The 18,969-nt window shown below is 45.5% G+C and carries 17 protein-coding genes and 1 pseudogene; 12 read left to right on the top strand and 6 right to left on the bottom strand.

Going from position 1 to position 18,969, the window contains the following annotated elements:
• Positions 1 to 16 precede the first annotated feature (16 nt).
• From ftsE to glpG, 5 genes are all read left to right on the top strand, one after another.
• On the top strand, positions 17 to 688 hold the full coding sequence (ftsE, locus tag AWH66_RS20140) for a cell division ATP-binding protein FtsE (protein ID WP_038231118.1): 672 nt from the start codon (positions 17 to 19) through the stop codon (positions 686 to 688).
• Complete coding sequence (gene ftsX, locus AWH66_RS20135; protein ID WP_063605200.1) at positions 678 to 1,634, top strand: permease-like cell division protein FtsX; 957 nt, start codon at positions 678 to 680, stop codon at positions 1,632 to 1,634. Before ftsE ends, ftsX begins: the two co-directional genes overlap by 11 nt.
• 301 nt (positions 1,635 to 1,935) lie before the next feature.
• A complete protein-coding gene (gene rpoH / locus AWH66_RS20130; RefSeq protein WP_063605201.1) occupies positions 1,936 to 2,790 on the top strand; it encodes an RNA polymerase sigma factor RpoH in 855 nt (284 codons plus the stop codon).
• Positions 2,791 to 3,260: 470 nt separating this feature from the next.
• Positions 3,261 to 3,581, top strand: coding sequence for a thiosulfate sulfurtransferase GlpE (gene glpE, locus AWH66_RS20125; protein ID WP_006074964.1), 321 nt, complete (start codon positions 3,261 to 3,263; stop codon positions 3,579 to 3,581).
• Positions 3,582 to 3,583: 2 nt separating this feature from the next.
• The gene (gene glpG / locus AWH66_RS20120; protein WP_063605202.1) at positions 3,584 to 4,417 is read left to right on the top strand and encodes a rhomboid family intramembrane serine protease GlpG; all 834 of its coding nucleotides are present in this window, start codon (positions 3,584 to 3,586) and stop codon (positions 4,415 to 4,417) included.
• Positions 4,418 to 4,427: 10 nt separating this feature from the next.
• Here the strand turns inward: glpG and AWH66_RS20115 are convergent, their stop codons facing one another.
• The gene (locus AWH66_RS20115; RefSeq protein ID WP_006074966.1) at positions 4,428 to 4,835 is read right to left on the bottom strand and encodes a flagellar basal body-associated protein FliL; all 408 of its coding nucleotides are present in this window, start codon (positions 4,833 to 4,835) and stop codon (positions 4,428 to 4,430) included.
• A 159-nt stretch (positions 4,836 to 4,994) separates the two neighbouring features.
• On the opposite strand from AWH66_RS20115, the gene AWH66_RS20110 reads away from it, so the two are divergent.
• Both AWH66_RS20110 and ubiA read left to right on the top strand, forming a co-directional pair.
• Positions 4,995 to 5,534 (top strand): chorismate lyase, encoded by a 540-nt coding sequence (locus AWH66_RS20110; protein ID WP_063605216.1) that lies wholly within the window; start codon positions 4,995 to 4,997, stop codon positions 5,532 to 5,534.
• Positions 5,534 to 6,391, top strand: a complete 858-nt coding sequence (gene ubiA / locus AWH66_RS20105) for a 4-hydroxybenzoate octaprenyltransferase (RefSeq protein ID WP_063605203.1) — start codon at positions 5,534 to 5,536, stop codon at positions 6,389 to 6,391. Before AWH66_RS20110 ends, ubiA begins: the two co-directional genes overlap by 1 nt.
• A 57-nt stretch (positions 6,392 to 6,448) precedes the next feature.
• Here ubiA and plsB read toward each other — a convergent pair whose 3' ends face one another.
• Positions 6,449 to 8,908, bottom strand: a complete 2,460-nt coding sequence (gene plsB / locus AWH66_RS20100) for a glycerol-3-phosphate 1-O-acyltransferase PlsB (RefSeq protein ID WP_063605204.1) — start codon at positions 8,906 to 8,908, stop codon at positions 6,449 to 6,451.
• 283 nt (positions 8,909 to 9,191) lie between these two features.
• On the opposite strand from plsB, the gene lexA reads away from it, so the two are divergent.
• The 5 genes from lexA (at position 9,192) to hemN (ending at position 13,251) form a co-directional block, all read left to right on the top strand.
• A complete protein-coding gene (gene lexA, locus AWH66_RS20095) occupies positions 9,192 to 9,812 on the top strand; it encodes a transcriptional repressor LexA (protein ID WP_006074971.1) in 621 nt (206 codons plus the stop codon).
• A 147-nt stretch (positions 9,813 to 9,959) separates the two neighbouring features.
• Entirely contained in the window at positions 9,960 to 10,598 is a 639-nt protein-coding gene (locus tag AWH66_RS20090) for a class I SAM-dependent methyltransferase (protein WP_063605205.1), read from the top strand.
• Positions 10,598 to 11,158 (top strand): Der GTPase-activating protein YihI, encoded by a 561-nt coding sequence (gene yihI, locus AWH66_RS20085; protein WP_063605206.1) that lies wholly within the window; start codon positions 10,598 to 10,600, stop codon positions 11,156 to 11,158. The genes AWH66_RS20090 and yihI overlap by 1 nt, the downstream gene beginning before the upstream one ends.
• A 14-nt stretch (positions 11,159 to 11,172) precedes the next feature.
• The gene (locus tag AWH66_RS20080; RefSeq protein ID WP_063605207.1) at positions 11,173 to 11,667 is read left to right on the top strand and encodes a DUF2489 domain-containing protein; all 495 of its coding nucleotides are present in this window, start codon (positions 11,173 to 11,175) and stop codon (positions 11,665 to 11,667) included.
• A gap of 192 nt (positions 11,668 to 11,859) precedes the next feature.
• Positions 11,860 to 13,251 (top strand): oxygen-independent coproporphyrinogen III oxidase, encoded by a 1,392-nt coding sequence (hemN, locus tag AWH66_RS20075; RefSeq protein WP_063605208.1) that lies wholly within the window; start codon positions 11,860 to 11,862, stop codon positions 13,249 to 13,251.
• Here hemN and AWH66_RS20070 read toward each other — a convergent pair.
• The 4 genes and pseudogenes from AWH66_RS20070 to AWH66_RS26010 all read right to left on the bottom strand — a co-directional run.
• Positions 13,244 to 15,805, bottom strand: a complete 2,562-nt coding sequence (locus AWH66_RS20070; RefSeq protein WP_063605209.1) for a bifunctional diguanylate cyclase/phosphodiesterase — start codon at positions 15,803 to 15,805, stop codon at positions 13,244 to 13,246. The genes hemN and AWH66_RS20070 overlap by 8 nt on opposite strands.
• 176 nt (positions 15,806 to 15,981) lie before the next feature.
• On the bottom strand, positions 15,982 to 17,385 hold the full coding sequence (gene glnG / locus AWH66_RS20065) for a nitrogen regulation protein NR(I) (protein ID WP_063605210.1): 1,404 nt from the start codon (positions 17,383 to 17,385) through the stop codon (positions 15,982 to 15,984).
• A gap of 50 nt (positions 17,386 to 17,435) precedes the next feature.
• Positions 17,436 to 18,485 (bottom strand): nitrogen regulation protein NR(II), encoded by a 1,050-nt coding sequence (gene glnL, locus AWH66_RS20060; RefSeq protein WP_062463174.1) that lies wholly within the window; start codon positions 18,483 to 18,485, stop codon positions 17,436 to 17,438.
• Between the two features lie 144 nt (positions 18,486 to 18,629).
• Positions 18,630 to 18,969, bottom strand: a pseudogene (locus tag AWH66_RS26010) (DUF4124 domain-containing protein); the annotation flags it as partial.

The raw sequence follows: 18,969 nt of genomic DNA, 5'->3' as shown, positions 1-18,969 counted from the left end.
TCAGGGGAATGATTCGGTGATCAAATTTGAGCAAGTGAGCAAGGCTTACCGCGGTGGTAGACAAGCGTTGCAAAAAGTGGATTTTCACCTTCGACGCGGCGAAATGGCGTTTTTAGGTGGCCACTCTGGCGCAGGTAAAAGTACGCTGCTAAAACTGATCTGTGCAATTGAACGACCAACCGATGGTCGTATCCTATTTAACGATCACGATATCAGCCGTTTGCCATCAAAGGATATCCCTTTCCTTCGTCGTAACATTGGTATCGTATTTCAAGACCATCGATTACTAATGGATCGCAGTGTATTTGATAACGTGGCGTTGCCAATGCGTATCGAATCTATCTCTGAAAATGAAATCAAGCGTCGAGTTTCCGCAGCACTAGATAAAACGGGTTTACTGGATAAGGCCAAATGCCTGCCGAGTCAGTTGTCCGGTGGTGAGCAGCAGCGCGTGGGTATCGCTCGAGCGGTTGTGAACCGACCTACTATGTTATTAGCAGATGAGCCTACTGGTAACTTAGACCCTGAATTGTCTAACAAAGTGTTGAAGCTGTTTGAAGAGTTTAACCGCGCAGGCGTATCCATTTTGTTGGCGACGCACGATATTCATTTGGTTCGCTCTAGACCTCAATATCGTTACCTTGAACTGAACCAAGGATTCTTAAGTGAGGTCAGTGATGGTGTTTAAGCGTAAAAATAGCAAGCCAAAGAAGCACCGTTTAAAGTCGGATAACTTCTTTACTGTGCATTGGAAGCAGGCAAAAGCGTCTTTGGTAGAGATGTGGCAGCGTCCATTAGGTAACATTCTAACTCTGGCCGTTATTTCTATGGCGCTAACCATGCCAGCTTGTCTTTACCTGCTAGGTAAGAATGTCGTGGCGGTGACCTCTAACGTGGCGAGCCAATCGCAAGTAACCGCGTTTATTTCCGTCGGTGTGCCGGATGCAAGAGTGTTGGTACTTAAAGATGCAATTGAAGGTTGGGAAGAGGTCAGTTCGGTTAAGTACATTACGCCGCAAGAAGGTTTAGCTGATCTCAGTGAACACTCTGGTCTGGATCAGGCTCTGAGTTTGCTTGATGGTTATGCGCTCCCTGGTGTGCTTACCATTATTCCGGTGAATGCCGACGTACAGACTGACCGAGATTTAGTGGCTAAGCTGCGTACTCAAGAAGAGATCACCGATATTCGCCGCGATGAAGATTGGTTGAGTCGATTTGATGCAATCAAAACTTTAGCGTCAACATTAGTCGTGACGTTATCGGGGCTGATGTTGGTTTCTGTATTCTTGATTGTGGGCAATACGTTGCGCTTTAACGTTTTGGCCAACAAAGAAGCCATTCAAACCATGAAATTGATTGGTGCGACCGATGCTTATATTTTGAGACCTTACCTCTATTCAGGCATGTGGTTTGGACTACTAGGTGCGGTTGTTGCTTGGTTGTTGACGGCGTTGATTACCGTCCTACTCAATAGCGCCGTGACCGATCTTGCCACTTTGTATGATAGTGATTTCCGACTCCTTGGTCTTGGCTGGGATGAGACCTTGCTAATCCTGATGCTCGGACTATTCTTGGGGACGGGCGCAGCAAGAATTTCAGCTAAGCGTCACTTAAAAGAAATTGAACCGGTCTAGAAAACTCAGGTCAGAATGTTGATTGAGCGGCAAAGCTGCTCAATCCTGACGCAGAGTGTAACAATTGTTCGCTTGTACGTGACTATTAATAATTATGTAGTTATTCAGTGAGATAGTGGGAGCTCAGTCCCATCTGGGCAGAAAATACCTATTAATGAATGAAATTTAATCGGCATTTACCCTTGTTTAGACCAATTGATTATGCATAATTACTAACCCCTTCTTGAATCTCAGCCTATTAAGGTTCAGTATTGATGGATTGAGAAGGCGTTAATCCCACTCGACACGAATGAGGAAGTGAATGGCAAACCAAGCGTATCCAATGGCATTAGTGACACAAGATAGCCTTGATGGCTACATCCGCTCAGTCAACAGCTACCCAATGCTGACGGCTGATGAGGAGCGTGAACTAGCAGAGCGATTACACTATGACGGTGAAATAGAGGCAGCGAAAGGGCTGATTTTGTCTCATCTACGATTTGTTGTTCATGTTGCTCGTGGCTATTCTGGCTATGGGCTTCCTATGGCTGACTTAGTGCAGGAAGGCAATATTGGTCTGATGAAAGCTGTGAAACGCTTCAACCCTGAAGTAGGGGTTAGACTGGTGTCTTTCGCAGTACATTGGATTAAAGCTGAAATCCATGAATACGTATTGCGCAACTGGCGTATCGTTAAGATTGCGACGACTAAAGCTCAGCGCAAACTGTTTTTTAACCTACGTAAGTCGAAAAAACGCTTAGGCTGGTTCAATAATGGTGAAGTGGAAACAGTAGCAAAAGAGTTGGGAGTCGAGCCATCAGAAGTTAGAGAGATGGAATCACGTCTCGCGGCTCAAGATTCAACGTTTGAAATGCAAAACGATGATGACGATACTGGCTCATACACTGCACCTGCGCTTTATCTTGAAGATAAGAGCTCAGATCTTGCAGAAGACTTCGAAGCAAAGAACTGGGAAACTCATACCAATAACCGTTTAGGTCACGCGCTTGCGACGCTTGATGAGCGTAGTCAACATATCGTGCGTTCTCGTTGGTTGGATGACAACAAATCTACGTTGCAAGATTTAGCCGATACTTATGGTGTGTCTGCGGAGCGTATTCGCCAGTTAGAGAAGAATGCAATGAAGAAGCTTAAGGCAGCTGTCGGCGAGTTTTAAGTCCGGTTTAAAGCAGAATAAATGATTAAGGCCGAGATCGAGAGATCTCGGCCTTTTTGTTTTTGATCGGATAATCAAAACGATCGAATTATGTGATCACATTTTTCACTTGTGACCTGTGGATAAGTCTGTGACAAAATTATTTATCAACTGTCAGAAAGCAGCGAAAAACGGTCGATTGAAGCGCTTTTAGCACTGGGGATACCTTTTGCTTTACACACAGATAGATCAAGATCATACCTAGATATTGTGGATCATAGGATCTAAAAGCACCTTATCAACGCAATCCACAGAGTTACACACAGATGGTGGTTTTTTAAGCTTAAGTGGATAACCCCATTGATTATCGGTACTTTGACAACACTGAATAGTGATACTATCAGACGTGAAATAACAACGTATAAAAAGCATCGAATCCAAGCTAAATTTGATATTGATTGGTGCATAAAGAAAGTGAAGGTTTAGACTCTATGGAGCAGTTTCAACATATCGATGTGGTCAACGCACATCAACTACTGAGCAGTGACTCAGAGGCACGATTAGTGGACATTCGTGATATTCAAGCATTTACTGTGGCGCATGCCTCGGGTGCATTTCATCTTACCAACGACAGCATTGTTGATTTCATGCAGCAAGTGGAATTTGAGTCACCAGTGCTGGTCATGTGCTATCACGGCATCAGTAGTCAAGGTGCGGCGCAATATCTGCTAAACCAAGGTTTTGAGCAGGTATATAGTGTTGATGGGGGCTTTGAGGCTTGGCAGCGCGCCGAATTACCAATAGAGAAATAACTATGATTAGATTGATCACGATTCAAAACCCGCGAATGGGTCAGGCATTTATCGATTACATGGCATCGAGAAAGATTGATGTACAAATGATGCCTGAAGGAAGTGGTCAATTTGCCCTGTGGCTGATACATAGTGAAGACCAAGTAGAGGCGGAGGCTGAACTTCAGCAATTCCTGACCGAACCTAATCATCCGAAGTACCAAGCCTCTTCTTGGGACATGGCGGAGACACGTCAGAATAAATTCCATTACCAGACACCCAGCTTTATGTCGCTGCTTAAGGCAAAAGCCGGCGTGGCGACTTTGAGTATCATGCTCATTTGTTCGGTGATTTTTATCTTGCAGCAGCTTGGTTGGGGGGAAGCGATCTTTGCATCTCTACATTTCCCTGCTCTCGACGGACAGCAATGGCAAATCTGGCGTTGGTTTACTCACGCACTGCTGCATTTTTCGGCATTACATATCATTTTTAACTTATTGTGGTGGTGGCAGCTAGGAGGCGATATTGAGAAACGTCTTGGCTCTGTAAAGCTTATTGAGATATTTTTGATATCGGCTGCGGTGTCTGGAACCGGACAATACTGGGTTGAAGGTGCAAACTTTGGTGGCCTGTCAGGCGTAGTTTATGCGTTGGTGGGGTACCTTTGGATGCTTACTTGGAAACGACCTGAGCTTGGTCTCATCATTCAAAAGCCGATCGTAGGCTTTATGTTGGTTTGGCTTATTCTCGGTTTCTTCCAACCTTTCTTGGCGATTGCCAATATGGCGCATTTAACTGGTCTAGCAAGCGGTATCGTATTAGGACTGGTGGACAGTCAGCGTTTGAAAGCGCGTTAGGTTACGCTTCTTATTGGTATAAGTATTTGGTAAATAAAAGGTCGGCGATGACGGCCTTACCGGTTTCTGCTAACAGTAGGTTGTTGAGATTCTCAACTAAGGCGTGACGAATTTCTTCTCGGCCAGCCAAAGATTTGATGACATCCGCATTTTGACGACCGAGTAGTTCTACAACCGCATCACGAATAAGTGGTTGATGGTGTTCAATAATAACAAGGTCGCTGGCATCTGCTACCATAACGTCGATTCGTACTTGAACATAACCGAGTCGCTTGCCCTCAGTATAAAAATTCGTCGTCAACTCTGGTTCTAAAGTGAAATAGGCGAGGCTAGGAGCAGTAGAATCTGCCGAAAGAGCAGGGAATGTGACAGTCAAGCCCATGATAAGGAAAAACTGGCTTAGGTAACGTTTACGCATATTTCTCTCTTCCTAACTCCATTTAGCCGATATTCCATAAGCCTAATTTTGTTACAATAGCACGATACAACTAGAGTTTATGGCCTCTTCGAATGGTACAATACGCCATTCAGAAGAATAATGATTGTACGCCTTAAGCGCGTGTTATTGAATAGCAAAATGAATGATTCAGTTTTCGATTATCTGAAAGTATTAAGCCACGCTCAATGGCAATTTCCAGAACAGTTTCGATTTACCAATGATAATGTCTTGCAATGGTTAACAGAGCAGGGCTCTTTGTCACATAAATTAAGTGCGCATTGTGATCACTTCGCAGTAGAAGTGGTGCGTAACGAAGCCAGTCCTCCACAATGCATGTCACATGAAGAAGTGGAGTTACTTGATCACGAAGCCTGTTGGCTACGAGAGGTGGTACTATCAGGCGATGATGTGCCTTGGGTCATCGGTCGCACGTTGATGTCGCTCGATGCCATGGATAGAAGCCAATACGACATTTCACAACAAGGAACTGTACCTATTGGGGTTACCGTATTTTCAAGCTCAGATACTAAGCGTGATGCGCTGCAAGTTGCCATGATCTCGACTCCGCAAGGCGACTTGTTTGCTCGTCGTTCTCGCCTGTGGGTATCAGGACATCCAATATTGGTCGCGGAGCTGTTTCTTCCCGATTCGCCGGTCTATAACATGGAGAGTGAATAATGACCTCGGCAAAGGCAAAAGCCTATTGGCAGTTAATGCGAATGGACAAACCCATCGGCTCGTTGCTGCTGCTCTGGCCAACACTTTGGGCGCTGATTCTTGCGGCCGAAGGGATACCAGATTTGCATGTATTAGTGGTCTTCTCATTAGGGGTGATCATGATGCGTAGTGCTGGTTGTGTGATTAACGACTTTGCAGATCGTAAGGTGGATGGTCATGTAGAACGCACCAAATTTAGACCGCTTCCAGCAGGTTTAGTGTCATCAAGAGAAGCCATCGCGCTGTTCCTTTTCCTCGCTATTGCGTCGTTTATCCTTGTATTGACGATGAATACTCTGACGATACAGCTGTCGTTTGTTGGTCTATTTTTAGCGTTTATTTATCCATTTATGAAGCGCTATACTCATCTACCGCAATTGTTTTTAGGTTTGGCGTTCAGTTGGTCGATTCCGATGGCGTGGGCTGCACAAGCAAATGAGCTGCCACCTATGGTTTGGTTTGTCTTTGTGATCAATGCGCTTTGGACCATTGGCTATGATACTCAATACGCCATGGTTGATCGTGACGATGACTTAAAAGTTGGGATCAAATCGACGGCCATCTTGTTTGGGCGCCGTGACAAACTCATTATTGGCTTATTACAGTTTGCCACGTTACTCATGCTGTACACATTGGGTGGATGGTATGAACTTGGTACGAGTTATTATTGGAGTTTGCTGGTGGTTGGGGCACTGTTTGTTTATCAACAATGGCTCATTAGACAGCGTGAGCGAATGCCGTGCTTCCAAGCTTTCCTCAATAACAACTATGTTGGTATGGTGGTGACGATCGGTTTGCTGGTGGCATTTTGGTCGTAGCAAGATAGAGAATAAAACAAAGGCGCTATTGAATAGCGCCTTTGTTATTTTTGGAATTTACTCAGAAGCAGGTGTTTCTTCTAAAGCACTTTCTGCGTCGCTTTGATGGACACTTTCTTGGATCGTTAATCTCACCTCAGGATAGAGCAAGCTGTATAGTAGGCTCGCTAACGTTTCGGTAGCGGCGCTATCACAATTACCTTCTACGTCAAGGTAACCTTGTTCCTTCAGGGTGCTAAACAGAGCCGCGAAGGCGCCTTTATCAAAGAACTCCGGAGCATTAATGCCATGAAGACGACCAAGACGCTGAGCAATTTCTTGGCTCTTCTGTTCTAAATCACTTTTGCCTAGCTCAGGGTAGCTGGCCAGCAAGTTGAGCGAAATCGCATAACGTTGAAGCGTCTCGGAAATCGTTCTACCTAGCAACATCAAGGTTTGGGTGTTGGATTGGTTCATTGAGACAAAACCTTGTTCCACCACGACCAGTTGCTGACGCTCAAGTTCGGCAACGATACTGTCGACAGCCTGTTCTAGCTCTGCCTGGTCCAGATTCAAGAACAGCTCTTTCTTAAGGAAAGGATAAAGCTTAGCAACATTGTACTTGATAGCTTCAAGTGACAATTTATGTTGGCGAATCAACATTTGTGCAATCAAAGATGGTAACGCAAACAAGTGAATGATGTTGTTGCGATAGTAGGTCATCAGAATCGACTGGTGACGGTCTAGGGAAATAATGTCACCTAAGGTATCTGACTCAATAACAAACTTGTCTAACGACTCGGCGTGAGCTACCAATTCTTCTGCTGAATCATTAGGCAGCGTGCTGGTTTGTGAATATGGAACCTGCTTAAGTAGCGACAGATAACAATCAATCTGTGAAACCAAGCTATCGCGAGATAACGCACGTTGACGTGATGCAAGCAAGGCTGTGGCACAAAGCGTTAGTGCATTAGTTGCAGCAGCATCGTTAATATTGGTCATCATCTTGGTCGCAAGATCGTTGACCGCGGGTACCAACCACTGTGGTTTGCTGGTGCCCATTGGGTCAATGTCTTGTGTCCAGTTTGGTGCAGCTTCATTGAGATATTGATTGAGTGGAATTGGCTCACCAAAGTTCACGTAGCCTTGCCCAAAGTTGCGCAGCTTACGAATGGTCTTGATTACTTGGCCAGCATTCTCTTTTTCTTTGCGCTTACCACGTAGCTCTTTGGCGTAGGTGCTCACTTCCATCACATGTTCATAACCAATGTATACAGGAACAAGGGTGACAGGGCGGTTAAGGCCGCGCAACATTGCTTGAATCGTCATTGCTAGCATGCCAGTTTTCGCTTGCAGTAAACGGCCGGTACGTGAACGACCGCCTTCGCTGAAGTATTCGACTGAGTAGCCCTTGGCAAACAGCTCTGCCAAATATTCGCGGAAAATTGTCGAATAGAGCTTATTGCCTTTGAAACTGCGGCGAATAAAGAACGCGCCACCACGACGGAAAATAGGCCCTGCCGGGAAGAAGTTGAGGTTAATACCCGCAGCAATATGCGGTGGTACCATGCCTTCACGGTAAAGAACATAGGACAACAATAGATAGTCCATATGACTACGGTGACAAGGTACGTAAACAATTTCATGACCGTCTTGTGCTAAACGACGCACGGTAGAAGCGTTATTGACGTTGATGCCTTGATAAAGTTTGTTCCACAGCCAATGCAGGATATGATCACCGCTTTTTATCAACTTATATGAGAAGTCAGCTGCAATTTCATCCATGATTTGATGAGCTTCTTTGCGTGCTTTTTCTTCACTAATATCGTTAGTTTTCGCGTAGTCTGTGATCGCTTGCTCAATCACTTGAGAGTTGAGTAAACGATGGAATAGTACTTGGCGGTTTGGCAGGTTAGGGCCAGAGGCGGCGAACTTCTGTCTTGAGAAGTGGATACGAGCTACACGTGCCAGTTTGTGAGCGATAGATTCATCAGTGCCATGCGAATCTGCCATATAGCGCAGTGATACTACTGGGCTAAAGCGCACCATGCAGTCCCGACCGGAAGCAATAACCGCGAAGGCTTTTTGCAGACCATTCATCGGTTGCAGGTAAGGCTTCGGTGTCTCTTCTTTACCAGGCTTACGGCCCCAAAGAACAGTAGTTGGAATGACTTGAACATCAAGTTCACGGTCTTTCTCGTGCTCTTTTAGTAAGTCAGAAAAGAGTGCGATGGATTCGTTAGGAACGTTCTGGTCGCTACTAATGAGAGTTGGTCTTGAGGCGATGAAGACAAAGCGGCTACGCTCTTCTCCATTGAGCACGATAGGCTCTAATGGATCCGGTAACCCAACGGCCAAGGCTTGCTCTTGTAATGCGAGCAAGTCGACATTGGAGCTAAACGGAAGGGCGTACACCACAGGTTTCGTTACATCGATATTGTGGTCTTCGATTGGGTTAGATGGAATCGCCGTCCCTTTTACCAATACCGACATTGGTAGTTTAAGAAAGGAACGGAACAGTGATTGTCCTGAAGACATAAAGGTTCACAGCCTCAATTTGTTCGAAAGAAACAATGCCTAAGAAGCGCACATACAATGAATTGTAGTGTGTTAATCCTAGGCACTATATTTAGAGCGGTGCAAGCATACCAGAAACTGGTCTTACCTTTAATGAAAAAACTCGTTACATCCTAATTCGATATTTTTTGCTCTGTCAGGGTTAGATATGGTGTTAAGCCGCTAAAAAAACAACCAATTGTCATTGCAATTAACCCATTACTGGATATACTCACAGTTAACTGTATAAACAGACAGGTGAATTATGAAGCCGCTAACGCCACGACAACAGCAAGTTTTTGATTTAATCAAAAGCAAGATAGACGATGTAGGCATGCCACCTACTCGCGCCGAGATCGCGAAAGAGTTGGGTTTCCGCTCTGCGAATGCGGCAGAAGAACACCTAAAAGCCCTAGCACGTAAGAAAGCCATTGAAATTATCCCTGGTGCATCTCGAGGCATTCGTATTCTGCTTGAAGATGCTGCGAATGAAGACGCCGGCCTGCCATTGATTGGTCAAGTTGCCGCGGGTGAGCCTATTTTGGCGCAAGAGCATGTTGAAGCACACTACCAAGTTGATCCGAGCATGTTTAAGCCACAAGCTGACTTTCTGCTGCGTGTTAATGGCGAAAGTATGAAGGACATCGGTATTATGGACGGTGACCTACTTGCGGTACATAAAACGCAGGATGTTCGTGATGGACAAGTGGTGGTTGCACGTGTCGATGACGATGTGACGGTAAAACGACTTGAGCGCAAAGGCGCGACTGTATTGCTGCATGCAGAAAACGAAGAATTTTCTCCGATTGAAGTAGATCTAACTGCTCAACACCTTGCCATTGAAGGAGTTGCGGTTGGTATCATTCGCAACACCGATTGGATGTAATCGCATTAAGGCAGATAAGCAAACGACTTTTCTGCCTTAAATTCTACGCGTTTTTGATTAAATTGTAGAAAAAATACCCGTCTCCACTCCCCACCGTGCTCACTTTCTGGTATGTTTCGCACCCTTGTATCGTTCAGGAGATAAATTGTGGAAGCTTGCCCACTGTGTGCGGGACTCTCGGTACACCATTATCACAGCGATAAGAAGCGAGATTACTTGCAGTGTGGTTGCTGTCAATTGGTGTTTGTACCAAGGCAGCAACGACTTGATGCGAGCGCGGAAAAAGCGATTTATGATCTTCATATCAATGATCCTAGTGATGCTGGCTATCGACGTTTTTTATCTCGACTAGTTTCACCACTACAAGAACGATTATCACAAGGCTCAAAAGGTCTCGATTTTGGCTGTGGCCCGGGCCCAACCTTGTCTTTGATATTCGAAGAGCAAGGCTATGACATGTCGCTGTATGATTTGTACTATTATCCAGAGAGTTCGGTATTAGATAATAGTTATGACTTCGTCACAGCAACGGAAGTTATTGAGCACTTGTATGAGCCAGACTTAGTTTGGCAACAATGGTTATCGCTCATTAAGCCTGCGGGATGGTTAGGCTTAATGACTAAAATGGTGGTTGATGTGGATGCCTTTGCCAAATGGCACTACAAGAACGACCAAACCCACGTTGTATTCTTTAGTCGAGCCACCTTTGTGTATTTGGCACAAAGAGATGGGCTGGAGTTAGAATTCATTGGTAATGATGTCATTTTACTGAGGAAGCTTACGTAATGAGTCGTAAGAAAAAATCGAGAAAACCAGGCGCGAATCCAGAGCCTGTAATTGTTACACGCAACCGCACTGAATCGGATGTGGAAGGTCGCTTACGCAAGCGTTTGAAAAAGCGCAAAGGTCAGAAGTCTGGCAGTCGTCATTCTGAAGGTTCGAAAACCAAACAGGCAGGCGGCGCAGCTAAGCTAGATCCACGTTTAGGTAGCAAGAAAAAAATCCCACTTATCGTTGATGATAAGAAAAAACCAAGTAAACAAGAGCGTCGTTTATCTGCTGAGCAAGAACTTGAAATGCTTGAAAATGATGCACAGCTTAACGTACTGCTTGATCGCATTGAAAGCGGTGAAAACTTGGGTGCAGGTCTGCAAAAATACGTTGACGAGAAACTCGATCGAATTGAAGAACTGATGAACCGTCTTGGCCTAATGGAGCCCGAGATTGAAGATGAGTTTGAATCATCTATGGCTGAAGAGCCTCGTCAGACAAAGGGCAAAGCAAGCAGCGATGCTGATTTGTTGTCTCAATTTGAAGAGCTAGACATCGACCAATTCAAGGATTAATAAGGGTAGAGTAGATGAATACCTTCACACTGTTAGCCATTGCTGGTGCCATCATTATTGTCGGCTTGGCTAGTTATGCGGGCTATTTGCTACTGCAACTTAAGAAGCAAAAGGAGTTGCAACAGCAGCATCGCGACTTGGCTATCCAAAAGCGAAATGCCAACATTTTTGAAAGCGTCGATACGATTTGTTTGGCGACGATTCAAGGGCAATGCGATGTATCAGAAGCGGCGATTAGACTCTACAACATCATGGACTACGTTCAAGGTAATGACCGTGTCGACTTTGATGAGAGCTACCCAGCTACTTCTGAGCTATATCATATCGTTAAAGATATGCCACGCGGTGATGCGCGACAAGAGATGAAGAAGCAAGACCGAATGCGAGATAACCTTGCACGTCAAAAGGCAGAAGCGCGTTTGAATGACGCAATTATCGAAGAGCTCAAAGACCTTCAGCAGAAGGTTAAGCCACTGAACAATGCCATTGATATTAAGCTTGTAGGATAGCCTTTTCGTTTCGTAGGTCATGACTAGTGATCAAGCTAGCATTTTTGTTGACGATTTGAGCAAAAATGCAGTTATCGGCGCTCCCTGTCATATTCCTGTGGCAAAATAGCGCCTAGTTGATGCACCGCCAATCTACGCTTGTTAGGTTGCGATTTGGGCGTCAAGAAACACATGTTTATTGGAAGTATTACCATGTCTCAAAGTCAATCAGAAACTAAGCAACAGATAGTCTGGGATCAAGCGATTCTCGATAAGTATAACTACTCGGGTCCTCGTTATACCTCATATCCGACCGCTGTCGAGTTCCATGAAGCTTATACCATCTCTGATTACGACATGGCGTGTACTCAATATCCAGAACGACCACTATCGCTGTACGTTCATATTCCGTTCTGCCATAAGCTCTGTTATTACTGTGGCTGTAATAAAGTCATTACCCGTCATGCACACAAAGCCGATGAGTATCTCGATGTTATCGAACACGAAATTCGTCAGCGTGCATCATTGCTTCAGGGTCGTAAAGTGACTCAGTTGCATTTTGGTGGCGGCACGCCAACTTTCCTCACTAAAAGTCAGATTAGCCGATTGATGGCGATTCTTCGTGGCGAGTTCTTCTTCCAAGAAGATGCTGAGATCAGTATCGAAGTTGACCCGCGTGAAATTGAGTTGGATATGTTGGACCATCTGCGCTCAGAAGGCTTTAACCGTCTGAGTATCGGCGTTCAAGACTTCAATAAAGAAGTGCAAAAGCTCGTGAACCGTGAGCAAGACGAAGAGTTTATCTTTGCCATGGCTGAGCGCGCCAAACAGCTGGGTTTCCGTTCAACCAACCTTGACCTTATCTATGGTTTACCGAAGCAAACTAAACAGCGTTTTGCCAAGACATTAGAGCAAGTTCTGACCATGCGTCCAGGACGTTTATCGGTGTTTAACTATGCTCACATGCCAAATCTATTTGCCGCGCAGCGTAAGATTAAAGACGAGGATCTTCCTCAAGCTGAAGAAAAAATGGCGATCTTGCAAGATACTATTGCGACGCTGACTGGCGCAGGCTATCAGTTTATCGGTATGGACCACTTTGCTCTTCCTGAAGATGAACTAGCGGTTGCACAGCGTGCGGGTGAGCTGCATCGAAACTTCCAAGGTTACACGACACAAGGTGATTGCGATCTAGTCGGCTTTGGTGTTTCTGCGATTTCTATGATTGGCGACAGCTACGCACAAAACCAGAAAGAGCTGAAAAAGTACTACGCTCAAGTGAATGATTTGAGACATGCACTGTGGAAAGGTGTGGTCCTTGATAAAGATGATTTGATTCGCCGTGAAGTGATCAAGCAGCTTATCTGTAACTTCAAGCTCGACAAAACATTTATTGAAAAGACCTTTGGCATTAGCTTCTCAAGCTATTTCGCTGAAGATATGAAACTGCTGCAAACGTTTATTGATGATGAATTAGTCGCAGTGTCAGACGATTCGATTGAAGTGACATTACGTGGTCGTTTATTGATTCGTAATATCTGCATGTGCTTTGACAAATACCTGCGTCAAAAAGCGCGTCAGCAACAGTTCTCTCGCGTTATTTAGTACCTACCAAATTCTTCATTTTGGCCGTAGCAGCTAGCTGCGGCCATTGTTCTAACGGTGCCGGTTGACCATACAAATACCCCTGTGCATGATGACAGCCAAGCTCATGAACGAGCTTAGCTTGCAATGGTGTTTCAATACCTTCGGCGACGAGCGTAAACCCAAAGCTGCTTGATAGCTTAGTGATTGCCGCAACAACACTCTGCTCAGCATTGTCTGGGGTCAGTCTATCTACAAAGGCTTTATCGACCTTCAGGCTATTAAACGGCAGCTTGTGGAGATAGGCGAGGGAAGAATAGCCGGTACCAAAATCGTCGATAGCAATATTAACGCCAAGCGCTCTTATTTTACTGAGATTGCCAAGGGTGATTGGGTCATTGTCAGCCAGTCGCGATTCCGTCACTTCGACGGTAAGTTGACGTGCCGGAAAACCTGCACATTTGAGCAGTTCAGACAACTCATCCACATAGCTTGCGCTCGCTAATTCAATGACTGAGACGTTAATGTGCAACTGAAAGTGCGCAGGTAGCCGCCGTTGTTTGATGGCATTGACAACAGTTTCGAGACTTTTCTCTGCCATAATCCGACCAATACTGCTAATCAGTCCTGAGCCCTCCGCAATAGGAATGAAATCCAATGGTGAAATGAATCGTCCTTCATCATCACGCAGTCGCAGTAGAGCTTCCGCTCCTAAAGTTTGGCCACTGCCGAGCTCAATAATAGGTTGGAAATACACTTCAAACTTATTGTTATCAATGGCATTACGTAATGTAGATAACAAGCGCGTTTTCTTTTTCGAACTCTCGGCCATGTCGGGGGTATAAATGCAACAGCGCTGACAATCAAACTTTGCGTGACTGTGGGCAATACCTGCATTTCGCAGTGTTGTGTCAGTGGTGTCTTCTTCGGTAATAGGTGCGATACCAATAGAGACCTGTAACATTAATGGCTCACCTTGCAATACGAAGGGGGCGTTGAATATCTGGCGAATTCGATGCTGATAACACAGTTGTTGCTCTGGCTGCACATCGGGTAGATAGATGGCAAACTCATCACCGGCAACTCGGCCTAGAACACCGTTTTCAAGCAACACCCACGCTTTGAGCCTCTCTGCAATAACGGAGAGTAAAATATCACCTTGATGGTGACCCAGACTGTCATTGATATCTCTAAATTGATTCACCCCGAGCAGCATCATACAACCGCTGTCGCTTTTCATAGCATTGCAGGTCTCAATAAAGCCTTGTCGGCTATACAGCTTGGTCAAGTTGTCACGAGTGAGCTGTTCTCGCAAAGTATGAAACGATGCTTGTAAGTGCGAGCGCATTGAAGAGAAGCTTTCCACGAGCAGCGAGATCTCTTTGATGCGATTGTTTTTGGGTAATGGGTAGTCCCAAGAGCCATTAGAAATCTGTTTTGCCGCCTCAGCGGTTTCGGACATAGGCAGAATCAATCGGTTGATGATGACGATACCGACAAGTAACCCCAGTCCGCCTAAAATCAAGCCCGCGATTAGCGTTTGGTTGCTAATCATGGGTATATCGCCAAGCAGAGCGTGAGTGGAGATAGACACCACAACGTACCAACTTAAATTGGTATTAGTCTGATAAGGACTAACCATCACATAAAGGGTGTCTCCCTGATAAGGAAAGGCGAATAAGTGAGGTTCAGTCAGTTCGGTATTATCTAAAGTTTGAGCAAGAAAGGTCAACGCAGGATGCGAGCTGTCAGCCATTGACAGCCTTTGACCGTTGGCATCAAGTATCGATTCATCATCGGCTTGGGCGATGAGCTGACGCTGGTTATCAATAATAAAGACTTGCGCGTTATGGGCGTGTTTTAATTCATTGAGAAATAGACTAAAAGTATCTATCTGTACATCAACAGCGGCCACTCCAACGAAGGTTCGAATGTCTCCGTCTGAGCTAAATACCGGAGCGAGAGCAGAAATTGTCACTTCTTGATCCGCGTCGGCGTTGGCATACAGCTTCGACCACATAGCCACGGGGTTTTCTTTGACCGGCTGGTACCAAGGGCGCAATCTTGGGTCATAAGGTTTTATGGTATCGATGACTCGAGACTGTCGGTTTTCACCTTGGTAGACATTAAGCTGCTCACTTGTATTCGCATCCTTTACCATCAAGGAGTAGCCGTTTGGGGTATGAATGGACTTGGCATTTCGTATGGCAAGGAATTCACCTAACTCGCCGCCAAAACCCAATAAGTCAATCTGCGAAAACTCAGTATGAAGGGATTTAAAACTCGACAGTAAATAATCTTCGATAGCTAGGGCATCATTGGCGGAATATAGCTGATGGTATTCAATCGCATGAGCTAATGCGTCGGCCACTGCCATCGGCCTTTCAAGATAGATATCTAAGCTCTGAATCACGTTGTAGCTTAAGCTAGTAAGCTGCTTTTCACTTATCTCCAGCGCAAGGTCGTCGTAGTGTTTCTTCTGTAACCATAAAATGGTGCCGATCGAGCACAGAAACACCAAGATAAATGGTGTGATTAGGGCTTTTTTGAAGGAGATTTTCAGTAAACCTGGCATAAGCTCTAATGTGGTTTGGCAACGAGCTCGCAGATAGATCTGAGGCTTTGCCGTAACGTATTAATAATCAATAGTTATAAATCGGCCGATTGATAGAATTATTTAGGTCATTTAAGAGTAAATGACCTAAATAATGGCGGTGCGTTAAGCAAGGTAATGAGCTAGTGAGAACTTTACTAGTAGAGTTCTTTGAGTTTTCGGGTAAGAGTATTACGCCCCCAGCCGAGCACTTTCGCGGCATCCTGCTTATGGCCATTGGTGTGGCTGAGAGCTGCTTCAAGCAATATACGCTCGAATTGTGGTTGTGCATGGTTAAGTATTTCTGTTTCACCAGACTCAAGCGCTTGTTGGGCCCATGAAGAGAGTAGTGATTGCCAATCACCAGAACCGATATCAGCAACGCGTCTTGGTTCTTCTAGTAACTCGGTAGGTAAATCACTTGGCAGAATTTCACTGCCGCTGGCCATCACCGTGAGCCATCGACAGGTATTCTCAAGCTGGCGTACATTTCCCGGCCAGTCGAGCTTATTTAAGATATCCACTGTGTCTGGGTTTAGAGACTTGGTCTCCACTCCGAGCTCTTCTGCTGCTAAAGATAAGAAATGTAATGTCAGCTTTTCAATATCCTGTTTACGTTCTCGAAGAGATGGGATATGGATGCGAATGACGTTAAGGCGATGAAATAAATCCTCACGGAATTCGCCTTCGGTAACCAGCTTTTCGAGGTTTTGGTGAGTTGCGGCGACGATACGTACATCCACTTTGACCGCAGAGTGCCCACCGACACGATAGAACTGTCCATCAGCTAAGACGCGCAGTAGTCGAGTCTGAATATCCAATGGCATGTCACCAATCTCATCTAAGAATAAGGTTCCGCCGTTGGCTTGTTCAAAACGTCCTTGGCGCACGCTATTTGCACCAGTAAACGCGCCTTTCTCATGACCAAATAGCTCTGACTCGATAAGGTCTTTGGGAATTGCTGCCATATTGAGTGCGATAAAAGGTTTGCTAGAGCGAGGACTATGGCGATGTAAGGCGTGCGCGACAAGCTCTTTACCCGTACCTGATTCACCATTAATGAGCACGGAAATGGAAGAACGAGATAAACGGCCAATAGCTCGAAACACTTCTTGCATAGCGGGTGCTTCACCAATAATTTCCGGTGCATCAGCTGCGATCACTTCTTCCTGTGAAAGGGCACTTTTCTGCTCTAGGCTGTGAGTAATCGCGCGCTCGACTAGAGTGAGGGTTTCATCGATATCAAACGGCTTAGGTAAGTACTCAAAGGCGCCTTTTTGATAGGCGTTTACCGCCGCATCGAGATCAGAGTGTGCGGTCATTATGATGACCGGTAAATCTGGGGCGCTTTCTTGAACTCGATTTAGCAGCTCAATGCCGTCAATACCGGGCATACGGATATCGGACACCAACACATCCGGTGTTTCCCGCTCCAGTGCCATTAGCACGCTCTCTGCATCGGCAAACGTCTCGCATTTGATATTTGCTGATGAAAGGGTTTTATCCATTACCCATCGTATTGAGCTGTCGTCATCGACGACCCATACATATCCTTTACTCATAGCCAAACTTCCTTACAGCAAGCCATATTAAGTCCTCTTTCTCCTTGAGGCTAAATAGGCAGATAAATAGTAAAAATGGTGCGACCGGGCCAACTTTCTACATCTATTTTTCCATTATGTTGGTCGATCAAATTTTGCGAAATGGACAGCCCAAGACCAGTCCCGCCTTCTCTGCCGCTTACCATGGGGTAGAACAGCGTATCTTGGAGTTCGGCCGGAATGCCGGGACCATTGTCAATAATCTCTATCCGAGCAGCGAGTTTATGGCGCTGTCCGTGAATATTGGCTTGATGCACAGTGCGCGTGCGCAAGGTGATTTGCCCATTATCTTGTTGTTTTAATATTTGTGCGGCATTACTGGTGATATTCAATAACGCTTGCTCGATTTGATCGGTATCCATCAAGATTGGCGGTAGACTAGGGTCATAGTCTCGCTCTATGGTCAGGCTGGTTCCTGCATCAAGCTCTACCAACTGACGTACCTTTTCTAAAATGAGATGCAGATTTTCTTCTTTTTTCGTTCCTGGACGTTGTGGCCCAAGAAGCCTATCGACCAGCGCTCTTAATCGGTCTGCTTGTTCAATGATGATATTGGTGTACTCATTAAGTGAGGGATCAGGCAACATCTTTGATAACAGTTGTGCCGCGCCTCGCAGGCCACCGAGTGGATTCTTTATCTCATGAGCTAGGCCTCTTACCAGCAACTTCGCAGCTTGTTGCTGAGCATGCTGGTTGAGCTCTTGAGTCAGTCTTTTTTGCTGACCAATCTTACGCATCTCCACCAAAAGCATCAGTTCCTTATTCCAAGATAAGGGGCTAACGGTCACTTCTAATAACAGCGGCTTGCCATCAACAACCAAAGTGACATCGCTATCGGTAATACTCTGGCCACTTTGCAGAGGTTGGGTTAGCAAGGCCAAATCGAGAGAAGCATGTTGAATAAACTGAGAAAGGTGGCAGTTAAGCAGTCTCTTGGAGCTTTGCGAGAACAATTGCTCTGCGGCAGGGTTAGCGTATTGAACTGTTAATCCCTCGTTGAGCATTAAGGTCGCCGTTACTACATTGTTGAGTATTGCACTGGTGAGTTCACAGTTTGCCACACGCTATCCTTAATCGGTTCTACATTGCGTTGCTCCATGATGGTGCGCTGCACGCAATGTATTTTGTTTATGCACTAAAATGGTGCATTGATAATTCCAAGTATGGCGCAATTTTTTATAGAGTAAAAGCGTAAACGCTGATGGCTATGGCGATTGCACCGATGCACGATGTAAATGCACAGTTATCGTATTGGACGATGCAATAACCTTGCCGTTTTGTTGTGCTTGGATTGTTAGGGTGTGGGTTCCTCGGTCGATGCCGCTTAACGACCAATGAGGATTGGTTTTCGGCGCGCCATATACCTTACCATCGAGAAGTAGCTGCAGTTTGGCTGAGACGTGGAGTTTGCCATCTATGTGACCAACAACATCGAAATTACCAGCGTTGTTGCGAATGGTTGCGTCGTGAGTGGGAGTGCGGATGCTGACTTTTAGCCTGATAGGTTGGAGCGTTGGCGTTTCTGAGAAAGAACGTGTTGCTGGG

The sequence above is a fragment of the Vibrio barjaei genome (genome assembly GCF_001639065.2).
Taxonomy (GTDB): Bacteria; Pseudomonadota; Gammaproteobacteria; order Enterobacterales; family Vibrionaceae; genus Vibrio; species Vibrio barjaei.
The sequence above is the reverse complement of the archived record's forward strand: the minus strand, read 5'-3'. Positions and strand labels throughout refer to the sequence as shown.

Excerpts from the sequence above, each read along its gene's own strand:
- glpE (WP_006074964.1), top strand. The coding sequence starts at position 3,261 with ATGGAGCAGTTTCAACATATCGATGTGGTCAACGCACATCAACTACTG.
- glnG (WP_063605210.1), bottom strand. The coding sequence starts at position 17,385 with ATGAGTAAAGGATATGTATGGGTCGTCGATGACGACAGCTCAATACGA.
- ubiA (WP_063605203.1), top strand. The coding sequence starts at position 5,534 with ATGACCTCGGCAAAGGCAAAAGCCTATTGGCAGTTAATGCGAATGGAC.
- hemN (WP_063605208.1), top strand. The coding sequence starts at position 11,860 with ATGTCTCAAAGTCAATCAGAAACTAAGCAACAGATAGTCTGGGATCAA.
- lexA (WP_006074971.1), top strand. The coding sequence starts at position 9,192 with ATGAAGCCGCTAACGCCACGACAACAGCAAGTTTTTGATTTAATCAAA.
- yihI (WP_063605206.1), top strand. The coding sequence starts at position 10,598 with ATGAGTCGTAAGAAAAAATCGAGAAAACCAGGCGCGAATCCAGAGCCT.
- plsB (WP_063605204.1), bottom strand. The coding sequence starts at position 8,908 with ATGTCTTCAGGACAATCACTGTTCCGTTCCTTTCTTAAACTACCAATG.
- rpoH (WP_063605201.1), top strand. The coding sequence starts at position 1,936 with ATGGCAAACCAAGCGTATCCAATGGCATTAGTGACACAAGATAGCCTT.
- glpG (WP_063605202.1), top strand. The coding sequence starts at position 3,584 with ATGATTAGATTGATCACGATTCAAAACCCGCGAATGGGTCAGGCATTT.
- AWH66_RS20080 (WP_063605207.1), top strand. The coding sequence starts at position 11,173 with ATGAATACCTTCACACTGTTAGCCATTGCTGGTGCCATCATTATTGTC.
- AWH66_RS20070 (WP_063605209.1), bottom strand. The coding sequence starts at position 15,805 with ATGCCAGGTTTACTGAAAATCTCCTTCAAAAAAGCCCTAATCACACCA.
- AWH66_RS20115 (WP_006074966.1), bottom strand. The coding sequence starts at position 4,835 with ATGCGTAAACGTTACCTAAGCCAGTTTTTCCTTATCATGGGCTTGACT.
- ftsX (WP_063605200.1), top strand. The coding sequence starts at position 678 with ATGGTGTTTAAGCGTAAAAATAGCAAGCCAAAGAAGCACCGTTTAAAG.
- AWH66_RS20110 (WP_063605216.1), top strand. The coding sequence starts at position 4,995 with ATGAATGATTCAGTTTTCGATTATCTGAAAGTATTAAGCCACGCTCAA.